This window comes from Bacillus sp. JJ675, assembly GCF_036963165.1.
Lineage (GTDB): Bacteria > Bacillota > Bacilli > Bacillales > Bacillaceae > Bacillus > Bacillus glycinifermentans.
Genome location: NZ_JBALMR010000010.1, coordinates 43,440 through 65,373 on the forward strand (window position 1 = coordinate 43,440; position 21,934 = coordinate 65,373).

The 21,934-nt window shown below is 47.9% G+C and carries 21 protein-coding genes and 1 pseudogene; 15 read left to right on the forward strand and 7 right to left on the reverse strand.

Going from position 1 to position 21,934, the window contains the following annotated elements; all coding sequences use genetic code 11:
• Positions 1-7 precede the first annotated feature (7 nt).
• Together V7126_RS03145 and V7126_RS03150 are read right to left on the reverse strand one after the other, a co-directional pair.
• Positions 8-397: a DUF1259 domain-containing protein gene (locus V7126_RS03145; protein WP_046129366.1), complete on the reverse strand. Its 390-nt coding sequence runs from the start codon at positions 395-397 to the stop codon at positions 8-10.
• A gap of 88 nt (positions 398-485) precedes the next feature.
• The gene (locus V7126_RS03150) at positions 486-1,274 is read right to left on the reverse strand and encodes a formate/nitrite transporter family protein (protein ID WP_046129367.1); all 789 of its coding nucleotides are present in this window, start codon (positions 1,272-1,274) and stop codon (positions 486-488) included.
• A 197-nt stretch (positions 1,275-1,471) separates the two neighbouring features.
• Here V7126_RS03150 and V7126_RS03155 point away from each other — a divergent pair, with 197 nt between their 5' ends.
• The 7 genes from V7126_RS03155 (at position 1,472) to V7126_RS03185 (ending at position 10,793) form a co-directional block, all read left to right on the forward strand.
• On the forward strand, positions 1,472-2,341 hold the full coding sequence (locus tag V7126_RS03155) for a fructosamine kinase family protein (RefSeq protein WP_046129368.1): 870 nt from the start codon (positions 1,472-1,474) through the stop codon (positions 2,339-2,341).
• 358 nt (positions 2,342-2,699) lie between these two features.
• Positions 2,700-4,103, forward strand: coding sequence for a cytochrome ubiquinol oxidase subunit I (locus V7126_RS03160; protein WP_335496678.1), 1,404 nt, complete (start codon positions 2,700-2,702; stop codon positions 4,101-4,103).
• Complete coding sequence (gene cydB, locus V7126_RS03165) at positions 4,090-5,106, forward strand: cytochrome d ubiquinol oxidase subunit II (RefSeq protein WP_175076551.1); 1,017 nt, start codon at positions 4,090-4,092, stop codon at positions 5,104-5,106. Before V7126_RS03160 ends, cydB begins: the two co-directional genes overlap by 14 nt.
• On the forward strand, positions 5,106-6,830 hold the full coding sequence (gene cydD / locus V7126_RS03170) for a thiol reductant ABC exporter subunit CydD (protein ID WP_175076550.1): 1,725 nt from the start codon (positions 5,106-5,108) through the stop codon (positions 6,828-6,830). The genes cydB and cydD overlap by 1 nt, the downstream gene beginning before the upstream one ends.
• Positions 6,827-8,566 (forward strand): thiol reductant ABC exporter subunit CydC, encoded by a 1,740-nt coding sequence (gene cydC, locus V7126_RS03175; protein ID WP_175076549.1) that lies wholly within the window; start codon positions 6,827-6,829, stop codon positions 8,564-8,566. Before cydD ends, cydC begins: the two co-directional genes overlap by 4 nt.
• 121 nt (positions 8,567-8,687) lie before the next feature.
• Complete coding sequence (locus tag V7126_RS03180; protein ID WP_175076548.1) at positions 8,688-9,905, forward strand: DUF418 domain-containing protein; 1,218 nt, start codon at positions 8,688-8,690, stop codon at positions 9,903-9,905.
• 45 nt (positions 9,906-9,950) lie between these two features.
• Complete coding sequence (locus V7126_RS03185) at positions 9,951-10,793, forward strand: NAD(P)H-hydrate dehydratase (RefSeq protein ID WP_046129373.1); 843 nt, start codon at positions 9,951-9,953, stop codon at positions 10,791-10,793.
• A 43-nt stretch (positions 10,794-10,836) separates the two neighbouring features.
• Here V7126_RS03185 and V7126_RS03190 read toward each other — a convergent pair whose 3' ends face one another.
• The 4 genes from V7126_RS03190 to katA form a co-directional block, all read right to left on the reverse strand.
• Complete coding sequence (locus tag V7126_RS03190) at positions 10,837-11,847, reverse strand: pectate lyase family protein (protein ID WP_046129374.1); 1,011 nt, start codon at positions 11,845-11,847, stop codon at positions 10,837-10,839.
• A gap of 437 nt (positions 11,848-12,284) precedes the next feature.
• Positions 12,285-13,217 carry a ferrochelatase gene (gene hemH, locus V7126_RS03195; RefSeq protein WP_175076547.1) on the reverse strand — a complete coding sequence of 311 codons (933 nt, stop codon included), beginning with the start codon at positions 13,215-13,217 and terminating at the stop codon, positions 12,285-12,287.
• A 5-nt stretch (positions 13,218-13,222) separates the two neighbouring features.
• A complete protein-coding gene (locus V7126_RS03200) occupies positions 13,223-13,639 on the reverse strand; it encodes a Fur family transcriptional regulator (RefSeq protein ID WP_046129376.1) in 417 nt (138 codons plus the stop codon).
• A gap of 99 nt (positions 13,640-13,738) precedes the next feature.
• Positions 13,739-15,196 carry a catalase KatA gene (gene katA, locus V7126_RS03205; RefSeq protein ID WP_046129377.1) on the reverse strand — a complete coding sequence of 486 codons (1,458 nt, stop codon included), beginning with the start codon at positions 15,194-15,196 and terminating at the stop codon, positions 13,739-13,741.
• A gap of 196 nt (positions 15,197-15,392) precedes the next feature.
• Here katA and V7126_RS03210 point away from each other — a divergent pair.
• Both V7126_RS03210 and V7126_RS03215 read left to right on the forward strand, forming a co-directional pair.
• A pseudogene (locus tag V7126_RS03210) lies at positions 15,393-16,991 on the forward strand (catalase).
• A gap of 132 nt (positions 16,992-17,123) precedes the next feature.
• Positions 17,124-17,555: a hypothetical protein gene (locus V7126_RS03215; RefSeq protein ID WP_046129378.1), complete on the forward strand. Its 432-nt coding sequence runs from the start codon at positions 17,124-17,126 to the stop codon at positions 17,553-17,555.
• A 19-nt stretch (positions 17,556-17,574) separates the two neighbouring features.
• Here V7126_RS03215 and V7126_RS03220 read toward each other — a convergent pair whose 3' ends face one another.
• Complete coding sequence (locus V7126_RS03220) at positions 17,575-18,783, reverse strand: MFS transporter (RefSeq protein ID WP_046129379.1); 1,209 nt, start codon at positions 18,781-18,783, stop codon at positions 17,575-17,577.
• Between the two features lie 146 nt (positions 18,784-18,929).
• Between V7126_RS03220 and sigY the strand changes: the two genes are divergently transcribed.
• Genes sigY through V7126_RS03250 form a run of 6 tightly spaced genes read left to right on the forward strand, consistent with a single transcriptional unit; the run spans position 18,930 to position 21,863 of the window.
• Positions 18,930-19,463 carry an RNA polymerase sigma factor SigY gene (sigY, locus tag V7126_RS03225; protein ID WP_046129380.1) on the forward strand — a complete coding sequence of 178 codons (534 nt, stop codon included), beginning with the start codon at positions 18,930-18,932 and terminating at the stop codon, positions 19,461-19,463.
• On the forward strand, positions 19,460-19,798 hold the full coding sequence (locus tag V7126_RS03230) for a YxlC family protein (RefSeq protein WP_046129381.1): 339 nt from the start codon (positions 19,460-19,462) through the stop codon (positions 19,796-19,798). Before sigY ends, V7126_RS03230 begins: the two co-directional genes overlap by 4 nt.
• Positions 19,788-20,003, forward strand: coding sequence for a hypothetical protein (locus tag V7126_RS03235; protein ID WP_046129382.1), 216 nt, complete (start codon positions 19,788-19,790; stop codon positions 20,001-20,003). The genes V7126_RS03230 and V7126_RS03235 overlap by 11 nt, the downstream gene beginning before the upstream one ends.
• On the forward strand, positions 20,003-20,203 hold the full coding sequence (locus V7126_RS03240; RefSeq protein ID WP_046129383.1) for a PLDc N-terminal domain-containing protein: 201 nt from the start codon (positions 20,003-20,005) through the stop codon (positions 20,201-20,203). The genes V7126_RS03235 and V7126_RS03240 overlap by 1 nt, the downstream gene beginning before the upstream one ends.
• The gene (locus V7126_RS03245) at positions 20,203-21,090 is read left to right on the forward strand and encodes an ABC transporter ATP-binding protein (RefSeq protein ID WP_046129384.1); all 888 of its coding nucleotides are present in this window, start codon (positions 20,203-20,205) and stop codon (positions 21,088-21,090) included. Before V7126_RS03240 ends, V7126_RS03245 begins: the two co-directional genes overlap by 1 nt.
• Positions 21,087-21,863 (forward strand): ABC transporter permease, encoded by a 777-nt coding sequence (locus tag V7126_RS03250; RefSeq protein WP_046129385.1) that lies wholly within the window; start codon positions 21,087-21,089, stop codon positions 21,861-21,863. Before V7126_RS03245 ends, V7126_RS03250 begins: the two co-directional genes overlap by 4 nt.
• Positions 21,864-21,934: the final 71 nt, after the last annotated feature.

A 21,934-nucleotide genomic window follows, 5' to 3' on the forward strand; every position in this document is an offset into this window, starting at 1 on the left:
AGCTGCTTTATCGTAAGACAGATAAGGCGGCTGCCGTTTTTCTTGCAAAAATTAAGGGCGGTTCGACGGATTGGAAATGAATGTACAAGAGATTCGGCTTCGTAAAGATCCAATGGTTATGCAAAGCGCTGATGATGAGTCCCTGATCGGCAAGCCTTTTTGTAAAAAGAGGGATTTCTTCAGGCAAAATGGCGATTTCCGCCATATTCAAGGCGATTCCGTGTTGATCCAGCGACTCGAACATCACTTCTTTCATCGCAATTCCCCGGCTCAGCCTTCCCTGAACAGAGACGTTCATATTCCGTTTTATACTGACAGAACAAACACCGTGCTCCACCCTTGCCTCTCCATTCAATATTTGCCCAAATTGCCGGCAAAGCGTATGAAAACTTTGCATGGTCGAACCCTCCATTTTAAAAAGTAGTAAGATTTTATGAGTCTCCCCATCTTTTCATACCGCTTTTTGCAAATGGAAACTGCCGCTCCTACTTGATCATGTCTTCTGTTTGCGGCCTGTTCGCGAAGTGGTACATGAAGCCCATCATAAAAGCTCCGCCGACGATGTTCCCCAATGTAACGGGGATTAAATTGCGAACCGCCCCATATAACGAAATGGTGTCCGGATGGTCAGTCACCAAAGCGACGGCGAAGGTGGCCATGTTGGCAATGCTGTGCTCATATCCGGAAATAAAGAAACAAAACACAAACAGCATCATGGAGAACATTTTTGCACCGTCTCCTTTTTGGGACATCGGAATAAAAAAGGCAAGACAGACAAGCCAGTTGCAAAGAATCGCCCTGAAAAACAGTTCTGTCATCGGCGAATTCATCTTATGTTCGGCCGCGCTCAGCAAAAAGCTGTTGACGGACGAATCCTTGAACAATCCCGTTGAGAAAATGAGGCCTGCGAATAAGATGGCGCCCATGAAATTTCCCGCATAACTGAACAGCCACATCCCGATGGCATCAAACCAGCGCATTTTTTTGCGAAGCGCCGCAAATGTATAATAAAACGTGTTTCCCGTAAATAAATCTCCCCCGCCGTAGACAATCAGAATAATGGCTCCCCCAAACGTAACCGCGGCAATTGGATATGTGAACGGAGACTGTTCAAGATAAAAGAAATTCCCCGTTTTAAATGCGACGATCACGCCAAACCCGATGAACATGCTTGCCAGCATGGATCGCAAAAAATAGCGAAGCGGGCTCTCTTTAAAGATGCTGCATTTTTTCAATGCGAGCTCTTCCACTAACATGAGCGATTTAGTTTCCATGTTGTACCACCACCATGAAGTAAGGATCTTAGATTACGAACATAAGTATAGCAGGATATTGTGAAACATTTCACAATATCTGTGGATTTTATGTGAACAAATAATCGGGTAAAATCGTCCATAAGTATGAGAAAGTAAAGACAGCCGATCGAACGCTTCCATTTATTCTTTTGTATAAAGTGGCGGGGGTGAAGGAAATGGATGTAAAGAAAATCATTGATAAAGCGGTCCGGGCATCCGCCCGTGATCATGCTGTTCAGAGGATAACAGAAGCAGGCGGGGGCGATATCAACCGGTCTTTTCTCGTGGAGACGGACAAAACCAGGCTTTTCGTCAAAATAAACGATGGAGTGCCGGCCGACTTTTTCGAAAAGGAAGCCATGGGACTTGCAGAACTGAAAAAAACCGGCGCCGTAAACGTTCCTGACGTGATTGGATATAACGGCATAAGCGATCCGGAGCGATTCCTCGTTCTTTCTTATATTAGAGATACCCGGTCTCCAGGGGCGGAGGAAAAGCTTGGCGAACAGCTCGCCGCCATGCACCGGACGGAGAAGCCGTTTTACGGATTGGGGCATGACAATTACATCGGCACCTTTCAGCAGGAGAACGGCGAATATGACAGCTGGCCGGCCTATTACCGGGAAAAAAGGCTGCTTCCGCAAATCGGGCTCGCGCTTGAGAAAGGATTTTTGAATGAAAGGCAGGCGGAGAAGCATGTCAGGCTTGCGGAAACGCTTCCCCGCTGGCTCCCCGGAAAGCCCTGCGCATCCGTGCTTCACGGAGATCTATGGGGAGGCAACTGGATGACGGGGGAGGACGGCTCTCCATATCTCATTGATCCGGCCGTTTTATACGGGGACTTCCGGATGGATTTGGCGATGACCGCTCTGTTCGGGGGTTTCACCGAGAGGTTTTACAGCGCCTATGAAGCGGCGTCGAAAGAACCGCTTGACCGCGACATTTGGCCTTTATACCAGCTGTTTTATGTATACATGCATTTGAATTCTTTCGGAGAAAGCTACTTGCCTCATGCTGAAAGAATTGTAAAACGGTATATGGGCTAAAAAATACCGATATTGTGACAGATTCGGGACACCCTTTCAGGGGTGTTTTTTTATTGATCGGCTGGGCCTTTTAAAGTTTTATGGTAAATAAAACCTATTTGTCGTCAAAAAATGTTTGATTTTTAGTCAAGATTTGGTCACAAATCGACCCATTTTTTAGGTAATTAGATCTTTTTTTCTATAAACAAACGGTGTAAATTACTTATATAAGTAATCTCGAGATTGATTTATAAGTCTATTGTATTAATTTGAAAAGAAACGCCTTTTTGGTAAACCGTTTGCGTCACCTTTCACAGCAATATTGTGAAGTTTTGAACAATCTGATGGAGCATATCAATGGAAATGGAGGAAGCAGGGAATGAACGAATTAATCTTAGCCCGGTTTCAATTCGCTTCAACGACGATCTTTCACTTTATTTTTGTTCCGATGTCGATCGGACTCGTCTTTATGGTTGCCTTGATGGAAACCCTTTACGTTGTAAAGAAAAAAGACATTTACCGGACGATGGCGAAGTTTTGGGGGCACTTATTCTTAATTAACTTTGCAGTCGGTGTCGTCACGGGAATTTTGCAGGAGTTTCAGTTTGGCATGAACTGGTCGGAGTATTCCCGATTTGTCGGCGACGTTTTCGGCGCCCCGCTTGCTGTTGAGGCGCTTTTGGCCTTCTTTATGGAGTCAACCTTCATCGGCTTATGGATATTCGGCTGGGACCGTCTTCCGAAAAAGGTTCATTTGCTTTCCATCTGGCTGGTGTCGATCGGCACGATGCTGTCCGCTTTTTGGATTTTGGCTGCCAACTCATTTATGCAGGAACCGGTCGGTTTTGCGATTAAAAACGGACGGGCCGAGATGACCGATTTTCTTGCGATCATTAAAAACCCGCAGCTATGGGTTGAATTTCCGCACGTCATTTTCGGAGCGCTTGCTACGGGATCGTTCTTCATCGCCGGCGTGAGCGCATTCAAAATGCTGAAAAAGCAGGAAATGAACTTTTTCAAGAAATCGTTTCAGATCGCGATGGTCATTGCGCTTGTTTCAGGTATCGGCGTTGCCTTCAGCGGGCATGAGCAGGCCCAGCACCTGATGAAGAGCCAGCCGATGAAAATGGCCGCGAGCGAAGCGCTGTGGGATGACAGCGGAGACCCTGCCGCATGGACCATGCTTGCCGACATCGACACGGACAAGCAGGTGAACAAGTCTGAAATCAGCATTCCGTATGCGCTCAGCTATCTGGCTAACAAAAAATTCAGCGGCGATGTGCCGGGTATGAAAACACTTCAAAAGGAATACGAAAAAAAATATGGAGAAGGAAACTATATTCCGCCGGTAAAAACGACGTTTTGGAGTTTCAGGATTATGGCCGGCGCGGGAATTCTCATGATTATCGCCGCATTGACAGGGCTTTTCTTAAGCTTCCGCAAAAAGCTTGAAACGAGCAAATGGTTTTTGCGGGTGATGGTCGGGCTGATCGCATTTCCGTTCATCGCCAACACGGCGGGCTGGATCATGACGGAGATCGGACGGCAGCCGTGGACGGTGTTTGGCATATTGACGACAGCACAGTCCGTTTCACCGAATGTATCGGCTGGAATGCTTCTGTTCTCGGTGATTGCGTTCACAGCGATTTATCTCGTATTGGCGATTATCCTTGTCTACTTGTTTGTCCGCGAAATCAAAAAAGGGGCGCAGCACCATGATCATCATGAGGCTGCCGTTTCGACAGACCCGTTTGATCAGGAGGTTTACCATGGTATCTCTTAATGAGCTTTGGTTCATATTAGTCGCTGTGTTGTTTGTGGGGTTTTTCTTTCTGGAAGGTTTCGATTTCGGGGTCGGCATGGCGACCCGGTTTCTCGGGCGGAATGAGCTCGAACGCCGGGTGATGATCAATACGATCGGCCCCTTCTGGGATGCGAACGAAGTCTGGCTGCTGACAGGCGGCGGGGCGATTTTCGCCGCTTTTCCGAATTGGTACGCGACGATGTTCAGCGGATATTACATCCCGTTCGTCTTTGTACTGCTTGCTTTGATCGGGCGCGGCGTCGCTTTTGAGTTCAGGGGAAAAGTGGAAACGGCCAAATGGACGAAGGCGTGGGACTGGGTCGTGTTTTTCGGAAGTCTTTTGCCCCCGTTTTTGTTTGGCGTGCTGTTTACCAGCATTCTGCGCGGCATGCCGATCGATGCCGAGATGAACCTGCATGCCGGCTTTGCAGATTATGTGAATGTCTATTCGGTCACCGGCGGCGTCACCGTTACGCTTCTGTGCCTGCTGCACGGCCTGATCTTTATTACCCTCAGGACGGAGGATGACTTGCGGGACCGTGCAAGACGGCTTGCCGGAAAGGTCGTGTTCGCCGTTTTGGCTGCACTTGCTGCATTTGTTGCGCTGTCCGTCTTTGAAACCGATCTGTTCACAGGCCGGGGCTATGTGACGATTCCGCTTGCTGCTTTGATCGTCGTCTGCTATGTGCTGTCCATCGTATTTATGAAGCGAAAACGCGACGGCTGGACGTTTGCCATGACTGGAGCGGGAATCGCACTGACGGTCGGCACGATATTTACGGCGCTGTTTCCGCGCGTCATGATCAGTTCGGTCAAAAGCGCGTACGATTTGACGATCTACAATGCTTCATCAGGCGCTTATTCTTTAAAGGTCATGACGATCGTCGCGCTCACGCTGCTTCCATTTGTTCTCGGCTATCAAATCTGGAGCTACTACGTTTTCCGGAAACGCATCAGCAGTAAGGAGCCTATGATTTATTAATGGGAAAAGACCTCTTTCAATATAAAGGAATCAAACGAATTCTTGCGGTCCTGACCGCTTTGACCTTGTTGCAGGGCGCCGCCATCATCCTGCAGGCAGAATGGCTTGCAGAGGCGGTGACCCGCCTTTTTAACGGTGAACGAATCAGCGCGCTGTATTCGGTGATGATCCTCTTTCTTGCGGCGTTTCTTTTTCGCCATGCCGTCACGCTCGTGAAGCAGCGGGCGGTTTATCAGTACGCAGCAAAGACCGGGGCCGATATGCGAAAGAGCTTTCTTGAAAAGCTATTTCAATCAGGGCCGCGTCTGGCGAGACAGGAAGGCACAGGACACGTTGTTACGCTTGCGATGGAAGGCATCGCCCAGTTTCGCCGCTACCTGGAGCTGTTTTTGCCGAAGATGGTCAGCATGGCCGTTATCCCGGCGGCGATCGTCTGTTACGTCTTTTTCAAAGACAAATCGTCTGCGGTCATTTTAATGGTGACTATGCCGATTTTGATTGCGTTTATGATCCTGCTCGGATATGCCGCGAAAAGAAAAGCGGACAGGCAGTGGAAAAGCTATGAGATGCTTTCCAACCATTTTACGGATTCGCTCCGCGGTTTGGAAACATTGAAGTTTTTAGGCTTAAGCCGGTCCCATGAGAAAAATATTTTCAAGGTGAGCGAAAGATACCGAAAGGCAACGATGAGCACGCTTAGAATTGCTTTTTTGTCATCGTTCGCCCTTGATTTTTTTACGATGCTGTCTGTTGCCACCGTAGCCGTTTTTCTCGGGCTCGGACTTGTAGACGGTCATATTACGCTCGGCCCTGCCCTTACGGTATTAATCCTTGCGCCCGAATTTTTTCTGCCCGTTCGCGAGGTCGGCAATGACTACCATGCGACATTGAACGGACAGGAAGCGGGAAAGGCGATAAGGAGCATTTTGGATGCCCCCGGTTTTCAAAAAGAAGAGCTTCTTCTGCTCAGTTCTTGGTCAGATGAAGACCAGATTGCATTAAAAAACGTTTCCGTACGTCATGAACATGGGGGACAAGCTTCTTTAAGCGATATCTCGCTATCCTTTAAAGGGAAGAAAAAAATCGGGATCATCGGGGAAAGCGGTGCAGGGAAATCGACGCTTATCGATGTGCTCGGCGGTTTTCTTGATACGTCCGGCGGAGCGATCGAAATCGGGGGAACGCAAAGAACGCATCTCCAGGCGGAAAGCTGGCAGCGGCAGCTTGTCTATATTCCGCAGCATCCGTACATTTTTCCAGATACGCTCAGCGCCAATATCCGTTTTTACCATCCCGAAGCTTCAATTGAAGAAGTGGAACGGGCGGCAAAGGCTGCCGGCCTGATTGAGCTGATTGGCGAGCTACCGTCGGGTCTTGAAGAACGGATCGGCGAAGGCGGCAGGACGCTGAGCGGCGGACAGGCGCAGCGGACGGCGGTCGCCCGGGCTTTTCTCGGAAACCGTCCGATCCTTCTGTTGGATGAACCGACCGCACACCTCGATATTGAAACGGAATACGAAATGAAAGAAACGATGCTGAAGCTGTTTGAGGACAAGCTTGTCTTTATCGCAACCCACCGTTTGCACTGGATGCTGGACATGGATGAAATTATCGTGCTGAAGGATGGGAAAGTGGCGGAAACCGGAACCCATCAGGAACTGATCGAAAAACGCGGCGTTTACTATGATCTGGTGAAAGCGCAGGCGTTTGGAGGTGCATCATGAAGAAGGAACAGTGGATCCTGCCGTATGTGAAGAAAAATAAAAAGCTGTTTTTCATTGTGATTTTGCTTGGCGGAGTGACGGTATGTTCCGCCGCTTTTCTTATGTATACATCCGGCTACTTGATTTCAAAGGCGGCGACGCGCCCGGAAAACGTGTTGATGATTTACGTGCCGATCGTAGCTGTCCGCACCTTTGGCATTTTGCGTGCTGTGGCCCGGTATGTTGAACGGCTGACAGGCCACCACATCATTTTGAAAATCCTGTCCGATATGCGCGTCAGATTGTATAGGATGCTCGAACCGCAGGCTCTGAGGCTGCGTTCGCGCTTTCGTACCGGCGATATGCTCGGCATTTTGGCCGATGATATCGAACACCTGCAGGATATGTATTTAAAAACGGTGTTTCCCGGAGTATCGGCATTGCTTTTGTATACCGTATTCATTGCTGTTCTCGGCAGTTTTTCGTGGCCGTTCGCCGGACTGATCGCGATCTATGCCGCGGTTCTCGTTTTTCTCGTTCCTCTTGTGTCCCTGCTTGTGACAAGGGCGGGAAACATCACGTTAAAAAGGGGGCGCAGCCGCCTTTACCGCCGGCTGACCGATGCTGTTATGGGGGCGAGCGACTGGATTTTCAGCGGCCGGCAAAACGACTTTATCCGCGCTTACGAAGAAGCCGAAGAGCAAATGCTCCGCATCGAAAACAAACGCCAGCGTTTCACCCGTTGGAGGGATTTCTTCGTGCAGTGTCTTGCGGCGGGACTTGTGCTGTTGATGCTGGGCTGGACCGGCGGACAAAGCGCGGAAGGCGCATTGCCCCATACGTTTATTGCCGCATTTGTCCTTGTTGTGTTTCCGCTGACTGAAGCGTTCTTTCCGCTTTCCGACGCTGCGGGGGCGATTCCTGAATACGAGGATTCGCTGAATCGCATGGACAGTCTCCAGCCGGAACAGGAGAAAGGAAATGACGTTCCCCGGGAAAGTGCCGAAGCGGTCGGGTTGCATGACGTCACCCTTCGCTTTGAGAATGTTTCGTTTTCATATGAACACGGGCAGCCGGTATTAAAAGGCGTCTCTTTTACCTTAAAGCAGGGAGAAAAAATTGCGCTTCTCGGGCGAAGCGGTGCCGGCAAATCGACGATCATGGCCATGATCGAGGGGGCGCTTGCCCCAACGGCGGGCCGGGTCATGTTTAACGGAATCGCTGCAGAGGCGCTTGAACATGATATTTCCCGGGTTGTCGGCGTTTTGAATCAAAAGCCGCACCTGTTTGATACGACGATCTTAAATAATATTCGGCTCGGAAATCCCGAGGCGAGCGATGAAGAAGTGTATTGGGCGGCCCGGCAGGTAAAGCTTCATGATTTGATTGAATCGCTCCCTGACGGATATCATACGTCTGTACAGGAAACGGGGAGCCGCTTTTCGGGAGGAGAACGCCAGCGAATCGCATTGGCACGCATTCTTTTGCAGGGCGCACCCGTCATCGTTTTGGATGAGCCGACCGTCGGGCTTGACCCCATCACGGAAAGGGAGCTGCTTTTGACGATGTTTGATGCGCTTAAGGGGAAGACCGTTCTTTGGATCACCCACCATTTGGCGGGAGCTGAAGCCGCTGACCGGATTCTTTTCCTTGAAAATGGAACGATTGAAATGGAAGGAAGCCATAAAGAATTATTGCAAGAAAACCCCCGTTATCGGCGGTTATATCAATTGGATGCACCGGCATTCAGAATGTAATAGAGGCAGCTTCATTTGTGAAGCTGTCTTTTCTTTTTAGCAATATTTAAGATGCGGGTTAACTGGGATTAAGCTGGGGTTGCTACAATAAATTGACATTAAAGGCGAGGAGAGAGAACAATTGAATATTCAGCCCCTGCAAAGTAACAGAATCATTTGGTTGGATCAAGCGAGGGGAATTGCGCTGTTTGGCATTCTGCTTGCAAATATGCTTTTGTTTCAATACGGAATGTGGGACGATTTATCGTTTAAACCGATGGCTTCATATGATCATTGGGCATATGAGTGGACCAGGATTTTTGCCGTCAGCAGCTTCATGCCGCTGTTTGCCTTTTTATTTGGATACGGCATGGTGTTAATGATGGACAGGTTTGATGAGAAAGGGATCGTAAAATACCGCCGTGTATTCTTCCGGCGCTTTCTCGTGCTGGCTGTTTTCGGCTTTTTGCACGGCTGCTTGATTTGGGAGGGGGACATTTTGTTAAGCTACGGAATGATCGGAATGGGACTGCTGTTTCTGTTTATCAACCGGAAACCGAAAACGATTCTGATTTGGGCGGTCAGTTTATTTGCGGTTTATATATTGATCTGTTTTGGAAGCGGGGGAGTGGAGCCAAGTCCCGAGCTGACGGAATTCAACGAGCGAACGGCTGAGGTGATGCAAAGCGGCAGCTATTGGGATATCGTTTCCCATCGGGCAAATGCGGAGGTTCCGTTATTTGACTTTGACGATTCGGCGCCGGAGGGACTATCCGTGATGCTCATCGTTTTGATCGCACCTGTTTTTACCCTTTCACCATTTCTTTTCGGCTTATATGCGGCGAAGAAGAAGTGGCTTCATCAGCCGCGTCTCTATGAAAAGAGAATCCGGAAGGTATTCTTTGTGACGCTCGCAATCGGCCTTCCTTTTAAAGCGCTGCCGATTGTTTGGAAAGATCCGTTCGTATATATGCTAAGCGAAGGCATAGGACCGCTGGCGCTGACATTTTGTTATTTGACGGGGATCATCCTATTGGCGCAGACGAAACAGGGACAGCGCCTGCTAAAACCTTTCGGGGCCGTCGGCAGGCTGTCTTTTACGAATTATCTCATGCAAAGCATCATCATGACGTTCATTTTTTACGGCTATGGACTCGGGTTGTACGGCAGGCTCGGCGTATTGGCCGGAATCGGAATTGCCGTCTTGTTTTTTCTATGTCAGATGGCAGCCAGCATGTGGTGGATCAAGCGTTTCCGCATGGGGCCGTTTGAGTGGCTGTGGCGGCTGGGAACATATTTAAAAGCGCCTGATTTTTTCAAGAAGAACATGACAGAGGGTGGCCGTTCCGTGGCAAAATAGGGATATAGCTTAAATAAACGTTTGTTTAAAAAGGATGTGAATCAGATGTCTCAAGAAGAGCTGCCGACTTGGACTAAAGAGCATGTCAAAGCTTCGCTGCCGCAGAGGGATGATGACAGCCATAAAGGAACATACGGCACAGGGTTATTGCTTGCCGGAACCGGTGATATGCCGGGTGCTGCACTGCTTGCCGGATACGGAGCCATGCGGAGCGGCATCGGAAAGCTTGTGATCGGTACACCCGGAAGTGCCGTGCCATTAATCGTTCCCGTTCTGCCTGAAGCAACCTATTGGCGGGATGGCCTGGAAAAGGCGGCCCGCGGCGAAATCGAAGCACATTATCGGGCGATTGCAATCGGACCGGGACTTCTACCTTCGCAAACGACAGAATTGGCAGTACAGAAGGTCCTGGAGGAAAAATGCCCGGTTGTGCTTGATGCCGGCGCTTTATACATTCGGGTTTATCCGGATCGTCAAGCAGCGACGATTTTGACGCCCCATCCAGGCGAATTTTCAAGAATCACCGGATTGTCAATTCAAGACGTGCAAAAACGGCGCGCTTCTCTGGCTAAAGAATGGGCGGAAAAGCTCGGCGCGACGATCGTTTTGAAAGGAAATGAAACGGTGATCGCTTTTCCCGACGGTGAGTGCTGGAAAAATCCTACCGGCAACAGTTCTTTGGCAAAGGGGGGAACGGGTGATACATTAACCGGAATGCTCCTCGGCATGCTGTGCTGTCATGAAAACGAGAAAGAAGCGGTGCTGAACGCTGTCCACCTGCACGGCGCCTGTGCTGACAGATGGATAAAGACCCGTTCGCCGCATACGCTGCTTGCCCATGAGCTGTCGCGCCTGCTGCCTGATGTGTGGAAGGAGTATGAGGCATAAAAGTAGGAAACGTCCGGGAGCTCCCGGACGTTTCCTCTTGAAATTAAGGATTGACTTTGCCGACGCCGGCATTTTGCGTGACGATCGATTTGACATTGTCTACCCCGTCGAGCGAATAGCTGTAAGGCGGCTTATAGGATGTTGTTGAAGTAGTCGGCATGCTGCCTGTGGAATTAACAAATTTATTATTGGACACGTCCCAATAGCCGGGCTTGTCGCTGTACCAGGAGACGATTGGATCTTTGGCGTTTTCAAACAGGTTGCTTTCAATTTTGAGGAGGGCGCCCATTCTTGAGTTGATGCCGCTTTCGATGATGTTGCTGTAATAGTTGTTGTAAATGTGTCCTTCTCCGAACCGGAAGGCAGGGACGCGGGAATTCAGGTTGTTAAACCAATTGTGGTGGAATGTAATCGTCCGGTTGCTATTATCGCTGTCAGAGTTCCCCATGAGCATCGATTTCCATGCATCATGGACATAGTTCCACGAAAAGGTGATGTATTGGGCGTCTTTTTTGACATCGAATAATCCGTCATAGTAATCTTTATCAACATTCAGGCTGTGGTACAGCTCATTGTGGTCGACCCAAACATTTTTGGACGGACCTTCAATGCTGATTGCATCTTTGTCTCCTTTAGCGACTTCATGAATTTTTAAGTTGCGGATAATGACGTTGTTTGCCCGCCACACTTTAATGCCGATCCCCTTTAATTCCCCCTTTGTTCCGGAGCCGACGATCGACACATCTGATACATCTTTTATGTCAATTTTTGATGCGGATGTATTTGAGGTTGTAATTGTGCCATTGACATAAATTTTTAATGGCGTATTTGGGCTTTTATTTTTTAATGCTGCGAGCAGCTGGTCCCCCGTTGTCACAGTAACCGTCTGGCCGCCTTCTCCCCCGGTTGTTCCTCCGTTTAAAGAAGCGAAGCCCTTTAAGCTGAAATCCGCCAGCGGACTGACCTTTGATGCGGTTGCTGACGCCGCTTCCGCAGATAAAGCCCCCGTAATTCCAAGGATAAAAATGAACATGACGCTTATGATTTTTTTCATTGTTCTCCTCCTCTTTTTATTGATGTCACAAGTATTGGTAAGCGTTTTCATAAAGCTAAGTCGGATGATGATGAAAAACCATGGCGACCCCTCCCTTTTACTGGAATTGGAAAGATCATAGCACAATAGACTGAATAATCTGAATAATCATCATATGAGTTGGGTGCAAGTATAAGCTGATGATTATGATAAATGGCACAGATATGATGCAATGCGCATATCGCGATCGGCTTTTCGGGGGAGGGGATGTTGCATTTTTTTGCAGACAAACGAATTTTCGGGGCATTTCGTCCAAAAAAATAAGGGAAGGCTTTTTAGCCTGTCCCTTCAAAACATAGCCCGCTTATTCATTTTTAACTTCATCCCGCACTTGCACATGATACTGTGCTTTAAATATTTAATCTTTGACCGGCATTTTGGACATAAATGATGAGTCATTATTTATCCTGCAGTTTGCGGAGGACGACGCCTGCAAGTACGTCGATGAACCGCGGATCAGCGTTCGGCATGGGCGGGCGGTAATAATCGGCGCCAAGCTCGTCGGTTACCGTTTTGCATTCAAAGTCATTGTCATAAAGAACTTCCAAGTGGTCAGACACAAATCCGACCGGTGCATAAATGAATGATCGGAAGCCTTCCTGATAAAGTTCCCTTGTTAAGTCTTGGACGTCCGGACCAAGCCAAGGATCCGGCGTATTGCCTTCACTTTGCCAGCCGACAGCGATCTGATCGAATGACAGGCGCTCTGCGATCAATGCCGCCGTTTCTGCGAGCTGCTCGGGATAAGGATCGCCATGCTCCAGAATCTTTTCAGGCAAACTGTGGGCAGAACAAATCACAATCGTTTTTTGTAAATCGTCTTTCGGCATTTGCTTTAAAATCGCGCCGATTTCTTCTGACCAGTAGCTGATAAAGCCTTCCTCCTGGTACCATTCATGAATGGAAGTAATCCGGGGGCCGCCGATCGCCTGTGCGGCTTTTTCGGCGCGTCGGTTGTAGACTTCTGTGCTAAAGGTAGAGTAGTGGGGGGCTAAGACGATGGAAACGGCTTCTTCGATCTGATCCTGTTTCATTTGTTCTACCGCATCTTCGATAAATGGAGAGATGTGTTTTAAGCCGAGATACATGATGAATTCAACATCATCCTGACGGGCATTTAAAGCCTCTTCGAGTTTTTTCGCCTGAACCGATGTGATCTCCGCAAGCGGGGAGATTCCGCCGATATGCTGATAGCGTTTTTTTAAGTCGTCAATCATGTCTTCGCTCGGTCTGTTTCCATGCCTGATATGCGTATAATACGGAATGATGTCTTCTTCCTTGTATGGTGTGCCGTAAGCCATCACCAATAAGCCGATTTTTTTTCTTTCCATGTTTTTCACCTCTGCTGCTGATCTTGACATGTTGTACAAATTCCGTAAATCCCTAAATGGTGTCTGTTAATTTTATAATTCGTTAATTGTGCAGCTGCGTGTTCCACCTCTTTAAGCGGGGGATATTCAAGATCAACGATTTTTCCGCACGAATGACAGATGACATGATAATGGTGCGGTTTAAAAAGTTCATACTTGCTTTTTCCGTCTCCATACGGAAGTTCCTTTACAATTCCGATCCTTACGAACAGTTTCAGATTGCCGTAAATCGTCGGCAGGTTCATGAATGGCAGCTCCCGGTGAATATCCTCCGCTGAAGGGTGGTCATTTATCGAAATCATCGTTTTTAAAATCAACACTCTTTGAGCTGTCACGCGCAAGCCGTGCTTTTTTAACAGTGCGATCACTTTTTCCTCTTCCACATCTACATCCCCTGCCTTTCCGGATTAAGTACAGGCATCCGCGTGAAACGAATGCCTGTACTTGAGAAAATGAGAATAAAGTTGAGAATGAGCGTTTCTTTACACTTCTTGCGGAACAGGCAAGCCTAGTCCTTTTGCGACCCGTGTGCCATACTCCGGATCGGCTTTATAAAAATGCTGAATTTGCCGCAGCTTGATTTCATCTTTTGTCACTTGTTCCATAGAGCCGACGATGTTGCTGATCAGGCGTGAGCGCTCGTCTTCGCTTAAAAGGCGGTACAGATCGCCTGCTTGCGTATAGTGATCATTGTGGTCATAGGCAACGCTGTCCGCTGACCCTGATACAGGATATGCCGTTGTTTTGTTTTCCGGTGTTTCCGCCGGTCCTCCGAAGCTGTTTGGCTCATAGTAGACGGAGCCGCCGCCGTTATTGTCAAAGCGCATTTGTCCGTCGCGCTGATAGTTGCGCACCTCGTTTTTCGGACGGTTGATCGGCAGGCTGTTATGGTTTGCCCCGACACGGTAGCGATGGGCATCGGCATATGCGAACAGGCGTCCCTGAAGCATTTTGTCAGGCGATGGTTCGATGCCTGGCACGAGCGTTCCCGGTGAGAATGTCGCCTGTTCGACTTCAGCGAAATAGTTTTCCGGATTCCGGTTTAATACCATTCGGCCCACTTCAATCAAAGGATAATCTTTTTGAGACCATACTTTTGTGACGTCAAACGGGTCGAAACGGTACGTATCGGCATCCTCCAGAGGCATGATTTGTACGTATAGCTTCCATGCCGGGAAATCGCCTTTTTCGATCGCTTCATATAGATCTTGAGTGTGATAATCCGGATTCTCGCCTGCAATCTTGGCGGCCACTTCTTCCGTCAGGTTTTTAATGCCCTGCTCTGTTTTAAAGTGGTATTTAATCCATACGCCCTCACCTTCGGCATTCACCCATTTGAATGTGTGGCTTCCGAAACCGTGCATGTGGCGGTATGTCGCCGGAATTCCGCGGTCAGACATGAGGATCGTCACCTGATGCAAAGATTCAGGGGATAAAGACCAGAAATCCCACACGGCGTCGGGGTTTTTCAAGTGTGTAACAGGATGGCGCTTTTGCGTATGAATGAAATCAGGGAATTTAATCGCATCGCGAATGAAGAATACCGGCGTGTTGTTTCCGACTAGATCGTAGTTACCGTCCTCGGTGTAAAATTTGACGGCAAATCCGCGCGGATCACGCACGGAGTCCGCTGAGCCGCTTTCACCCGCAACGGTGGAAAAACGAATGAATAGAGGTGTGCGTTTTCCTACTTCCGATAAAAATTTTGCTTTTGTATATTTCGAAACATCGTTCGTTACTTCAAAATAACCGTGCGCACCGGCGCCTTTTGCGTGTACAACCCGCTCAGGGACGCGCTCTCTGTTGAAATGGGCGAGCTTTTCAAGAAGGTGGACGTCTTGAATGAGCGTCGGTCCCCGGGAACCCGCCGTCATTGAGTTTTGATTGTCGCCAACCGGAGCTCCCCAGCTGGTTGTCAGGCTGTTTTTGTTTGTCGTCATAAAAGGATCACCTCGCGTAAAATTTGTTTACAAAAATAATGATAACATTTCTCAAGAAAAAAACAATATTTATTTATAATTATTATAAACAAAAAATTAGACTATTTTTCAAAATGTTATGGTCTTGCCTTTAGGAAGTATACTTCTTTTTGTTTGGGACAAATTAAATATTATTTCCAAATAAAGGAGTGTAGGTATGGATCAACCATCACATCAGCAAAAGTCGGATATGGAAGCGGAAGATACGTTAACCAATCGGCAAGGGCATCCGATAACAAACAACCAGAATATCAGAACGGTAGGCAACAGAGGCCCTTCAACATTGGAAAACTACGATTTTTTAGAAAAGATCAGCCATTTTGACAGGGAAAGGATTCCTGAAAGGGTCGTTCATGCCAGGGGAGCGGGCGCCCATGGATATTTTGAAGCGTACGGCACGGCCGGCAACGAGCCGGTTTCAAAATATACGAGGGCAAAGCTCTTTCAGGAAAAAGGGAAGAAAACACCCGTATTTGTCCGTTTTTCAACGGTCACGCACGGCATCTCCTCACCGGAAACGCTTCGCGATCCGCGCGGCTTTGCCGTTAAATTTTATACGGAAGACGGAAACTGGGATCTCGTGGGAAACAATCTGAAGATCTTCTTTATCCGCGATGCCGTGAAATTTCCCGATTTAATCCATGCATTCAAGCCTGATCCCGTTACAAATGTTCAGGACGGGGAAAGGATCTTCGATTTTATCTCCAATACGTCTGAAGCCATGCATATGATCACCTTTCTGTTTTCGCCTTGGGGCATTCCGGCAAACTACAGGCAAATGCAGGGGTCAGGCGTTAATACTTACAAGTGGGTCAATAAAGACGGTGAAGCGGTTCTTGTGAAATATCACTAGGAGCCGAAGCAAGGCATTAAAAATTTGACCCAAAAAGAAGCGGGAGAGATTCAGGCGAAAAACTTCAATCACGCGACACAGGATTTGTATGAAGCGATTGAGCGGGGGGACTATCCGGAGTGGGAGCTGTTCGTCCAGATCATGAGTGATGATGAACACCCGGAGCTCGACTTTGACTCGCTTGATGATACAAAGCTGTGGCCCGAGGATCAATTTCCGTGGCTTCCTGTCGGCAAAATGGTGCTGAATAAAAATCCGGAAGACTATTTTACAGAAGTCGAACAGGCCGCATTTGGAACAGGGGTGCTTGTGGACGGGCTCGATTTTTCGGATGACAAAATGCTCCAAGGAAGAACGTTTTCCTATTCGGATACGCAGCGCTACAGAGTCGGGGCCAATTATCTGCAGCTGCCGATCAATGCTCCGAAAAAAAGGGTTGCCACCAATCAGAGGGGAGGACAGATGCAATACAAAGTCGACTTGGGGGAAAAACAAAGCCCGCATATCAACTATGAGCCTTCCACGATCAACGGGTTAAAAGAAGCAAAGCAAGACGGCAAGGAATATACGCCGCATGTAGAAGGGAAGCTTGTCCGCGAAAGCATTGACAGGCAAAACAATTTCAAGCAGGCGGGGGAGACTTACAGGAAGTTCGATGATTGGGAAAAAGACGAGCTCATTATGAACCTGGTCAATACTCTTCTTCCATGCGACCAAAGAATCCAGACGAAAATGATCGAGATGCTGAAGCAATGCGACGAGGAATATGGAAGAAGAGTTGAGGAGGGGCTAAAGAACGCCACAAGCCAAAATACATCCAGCAGGGAGCCGATAGGAGCCGAAGGCGCTGAAGACGCGCCGAAACAAGCGGAAGAAAAAGGACATTCCCAGGACCCTTATTAGAGCGGGCAAAGCGAAGATCAACGCCGCAGGATCATCGCTTTTTAAAATTCAAAAAAATTACAAATGTTAACAAAGAATTATATGGTAATATTACACATTAAATGGAAAATAAATTGACAGGGAGGAGTAATGATGTTCAAAAAATTAGCGGTTGGGATTTTAATGGCCGGAATGCTGCTTTCCGGCGCAGTCGGAGCATCAGCAGCGGAACACGGAAAAACAGCTTCCCATGGTATGATTCATCCCTTGAGCACGGCATATACAGATGTAAAGGTTACAGGCAAAACAGTCTACTTTTATATTAAAGGTTTGGAAAATCCATTTAATCTGACATATTATGATAGAGTCGCATGGACAAGCACTAATGAAGAACCCGATACAGTGACGGACAACATTTTGTCTGTGAAAATCCCGTTGAAAACAGGAAGCAGGTATGAGGCGAAATCAAATGAACGGCTTGAGCTGATCAGGGATAAAATCGAGTCGGGCGGCACCGTTTACGGATGGGCAAAAGCGCAGGACGGCTATTGGTATCCTGCCGGCTCCGCGAAAATTTCCTATTGAGCATAGCAAAAAGCAGGCTTCATCCCCGCCTGCTTTTTGTCTTGCCGAATGGTCTTGAAACAACCGCCACTACAGCCGCTGCAAATGACAAAACCCCCGCAAACCAAAACACCTCGCCAAGTCCCAATTGTTCCGCCACTTTCCCTGCAGCGATCGGACCGAGAAAAAAGCCGATCGCATAAAAAGACTGGTAAAAGCCCATGACTGACATTTTCAGCTTCTGCGAACCGATTTGGACAATGCTTGAGAGCAGGAGAGGAAAGATAAGTCCCAATGTCAGCCCGATGACAGCGTGAATCAGGCAGACGGATAAGAGCGTTTTCGCAAACGGCAGTACACAAAGGAAAAGTCCGGTAATCACATAACAAATCAAGATGACGGAGCTGACTGATTTGATGCTGTAAAATATGCACCATACAGAAGCGGCAGCTTGGGGAATGAAAAAGGCGCACATCACCCACAGCAGCTGTTTCTCATCAATGCCGATCGTCTCCGTGTAGATCGGCGTAAATCCGAAAACGGTCATAAATAAGACGGCATGGGCCAAAAATGACAGCAGTGTAATCGTTTTGAGCCGCGGGAGACGCCACGTTTGTTTCACATAATCGGAAACGGGCATCCTTCCGACAGGTTCGCGCGTTCCGTTGTCTTTAATATAAAATGACAGCACAAGCCCGATCAATGAGAAGACGGCGCCGATCCAAAACGGAAACATCCAGCCGAACAAATGAACGAGGTACCCGCTGACAGCCATGCTGACGAACTGCGGAAGCACCGTTAAAAACTGCAAAATGCCCATCGCTTTCGATGAGTGTTCCTTCGGAAAATACTGTGAGTATAAAACCGTAGCCATGACCCACATCGCGGCCGTAATCCCGGCAAGCAGCCGGGCGGTGATCACCATAACGAACGAATCGGACAACAGAAATATCAAACTGCTCAAAAGAGCAGCTGCAAAGCCGGTGACAAACAGATGTTTCCTCAGCGGAGAGAGCACATCAGACAAAATCCCGAATGGAAAACGCAGCAATATCTGCGTGATGCCGTAGCTTCCCAAAATGATCCCAATCGCCGAGTAGGAAAAACCGATGCTGTCAAGATACAGCCCGAAAACGGGGACGTAGATATATGTAGCAAACCAAAAACAAAAGACAGCGCCCCAAAACATCGCATGATCTTTTTTTGCGATTCGTTTTTCTTCAAAAATAAGCTTTTCTTGCAACTCCATCCCGCTTTCTCCCCCTTTAGCTTCAAGTACACCATAATTGGCGAACGGAAAACAAGGTCATTTTTTATTTTAGAATGGAATTGAACGGTTTGCCGACAGATGTCGTCTAATATATGGAGACAAAGGAAAGGGGGATTGTCATTTTAGTGGATCAGACAGATGAAAAAGAACTTGTCATGCAAGCAAAAAATGGAGAAGATGACGCCTTTTCAACACTATTTCGGCTGCATTACCCCTTTTTATATCAATATGTGCTCAAATCAACGCTCCATCCCGATCTGACAGAGGATTTGGTTCAAGAAACGATGCTCAAAGCATATATCAGCCTTCAGCAATTCCAGGGAAGCGCAAAATTTTCAACATGGCTGATTTCGATTGCTTCCCGTCTCATTATCGATCACCAGCGTCGGAAAAAACGGGAATACCGCAGGACGCAGGCAGCCAGGGAGGATGCCTTGCGGAAGATGAAATGGGAATCATCCCTCCGCGGACATGAGTGGAACGACTATTTGGAGATGTTTGCTGCGCTTGAGCCGGAATTCAGAATGCCGATCTTATTAAGGCATTATTACGGGTTCACATACCCCGAAGTGGCAAAGATGCTGAAAATAAAAGAGGGTACTGTCAAATCCCGCGTTCATCATGGCTTAAAGAAAATTCGAAAGGAGTGGGACCGGTGAATGAACGAGAGGAAAAAGAGACGATTTCACATTTGAAGCAGGAGCTGAAAAAAATCGATGCCGCCTTTGAACCTGCCCCTCTCCATCAATTTGAGCTGAACCGGCAGTTAGCCAGGTTTAAACAAGAGCGGAAACGGGCGATGCAGAAGGAATTGCTTTGCTTTATGGTTTCGGCATTTGTGATTTTGTCCTTATATATCACGATTTCGATTCAAGTGCCTGTCTTGTTTTTGACGGTGCAGGGAGCCGCGCTTATACTCCTTCCGGCCCTTGTCATGTTTGAAAAAAAGCGGCGCCGGACGGCGGACGGGGAGGTTGAAATAGATGAACCTTGATATGACTCAAGAAAAATTGACGATTTTGCTGTTGATTTCTCCGCTTTTATTAGTGCAAAGCATTCTCCTTTTTCTTGATGCAAAGAAAAAGGGAAGCAATGCGTGGTTTTGGGGGATTTGGGGGCTCATTCAAACTCCGATGCCTGTATTATTCTACTACTTATTTGTCGTCAGACCCTATCATAAAAAAAGGGGGATGTCGTAATGGCCGCATCTGAAATACCTTGGGCGCTGATTGCCCCGTTAATCGTGTTATATCTTATCCTTGTCATTTCCGCACTGGTGAACTGCTCCAAACAGGAGGAATTAAACGGTCCCAAGTGGCTATGGCTCTTGATTATTGCCGGCATCAGTTTTATTGGGCCAATTTCGTACTTTGTTATCGGTAAAAGGAGGCACATGTGATGCTGTCCGTGAAAGGATTAACAAAAGTTTATCAGCAGCATAAAGCTGTAGATCATCTAAGTTTTGATATTAGGCACCATCAATCTGTTGCACTTCTTGGACCTAACGGAGCCGGAAAAACAACAACGCTGCAAATGCTGTCAGGCCTTTTAACGCCGACTTCAGGGCAGATTCAATTTTTAGGCCGAAAAACCGTAACCCGGAGCCGCATTGGCTATCTTCCTCAGCACCCTGCATTTTTTTCATGGATGACGGCGGAAGAATATTTGCGGTTTGCCGGGAGGCTTTCCGATTTGAGTCGCCGCGATGTTCAAGAGAAAAGCAGGGAAGTATTGCGCTATGTCGGTTTGGAGAAGTGCGGCGACCGGAAAATCGCGGGATTTTCAGGAGGGATGAAACAAAGGCTCGGACTGGCACAGGCTCTGATCCATGAGCCGGAGCTGCTGATTCTGGATGAGCCCGTTTCCGCGTTGGACCCATCGGGAAGACGTGAAGTGCTCGATTTGATGAAGGATTTAAAAAAACGGATGACGATTTTATTTTCTACTCATGTCCTTCATGATGCGGAGCAGGTATGTGATGAGATTATCATGCTTAAAAATGGAACGGCAAGGTGGACAGGACCGCTTTCAGAGTTAAAGACGAAGCATCAAACGCCGTCTTTTATACTAAAAGCCGAGGAAAGCCTTGAAGGGTGGCTCGAAGAACTCCCTTATGTCACAGGGCTCACCCTTGATCAGCCGTCAAAAGCCGAATTTCATTTATCCGATCGGGCATACGTCCGCGAATTATTAGCGGAATGTCTGAGAAGAAACGTGTCGGTCCTCCATTTTGAACAAAAAACACAGTCTTTGGAAGAGATTTATATGAAGGTGATGGGGCTATGAATTCATTTTATATTTTATTTCAGAAAGAGTGGAAAGAGAGCTGGAAGGACGGAAAGTTATTGTGGCTGCCTGTCGTCCTCATATTGATCGGCCTTATGCAGCCGATCAGCCTGTATTATATGCCTGAAATCATTGATATGGCCGGAAACCTGCCGGAAGGGGCAGTCATCAACATTCCAAAGCCCAGCGGTGAAGAGGTTTTGGCCAGTACGCTATCCCAATTTGGGACGGTCGGCACTGCCATCTTCGTATTCAGTGTGATGGGAAGCATTGTGAATGAACGGAACCAGGGCTCGCTTTCACTGATTATGGCGAGGCCGGTGAGCCCGCTTCACTATGTAGGGAGCAAGTGGCTTGCCCACGTCATCCTCGCTTTGGTGTCTTTTGTCGCAAGCTATAGTCTCGTCTTCTACTATACAAATCTTTTATTTACCCCGGTTGCCTTTGCCAGGTTTTTGTTTAGCTTATTGGTTTACGGCATCTGGATTGTGTTTGTGATGACCATTACGCTGTTTTTCAGCGCTTTGTTTCGCCATATTGGAGGTATTGCCGGGGCAAGCATCGGTATGATTGCAGCTGTTTCATTTGCGGGGTCGCTGTTTCCGCGTTTTACCGAATGGACGCCTGATAAAGCGCAAAACCAGGCAGTCTATTTTATCAAGAACGGTTCATGGGACGATGCCTTCGGCTTGATGGTGTTTTCTTCAGCCGGATTTGTGATCCTTCTGTTCGCGTGCATCATATTTGTCTTTAAAAGATATGAATCTTACTGATCAACCGGGCGGGCCCGGTTTTTTCATTTGTCAGAAATGTAAAATTAGATATAATACGATGGAAGACTGGG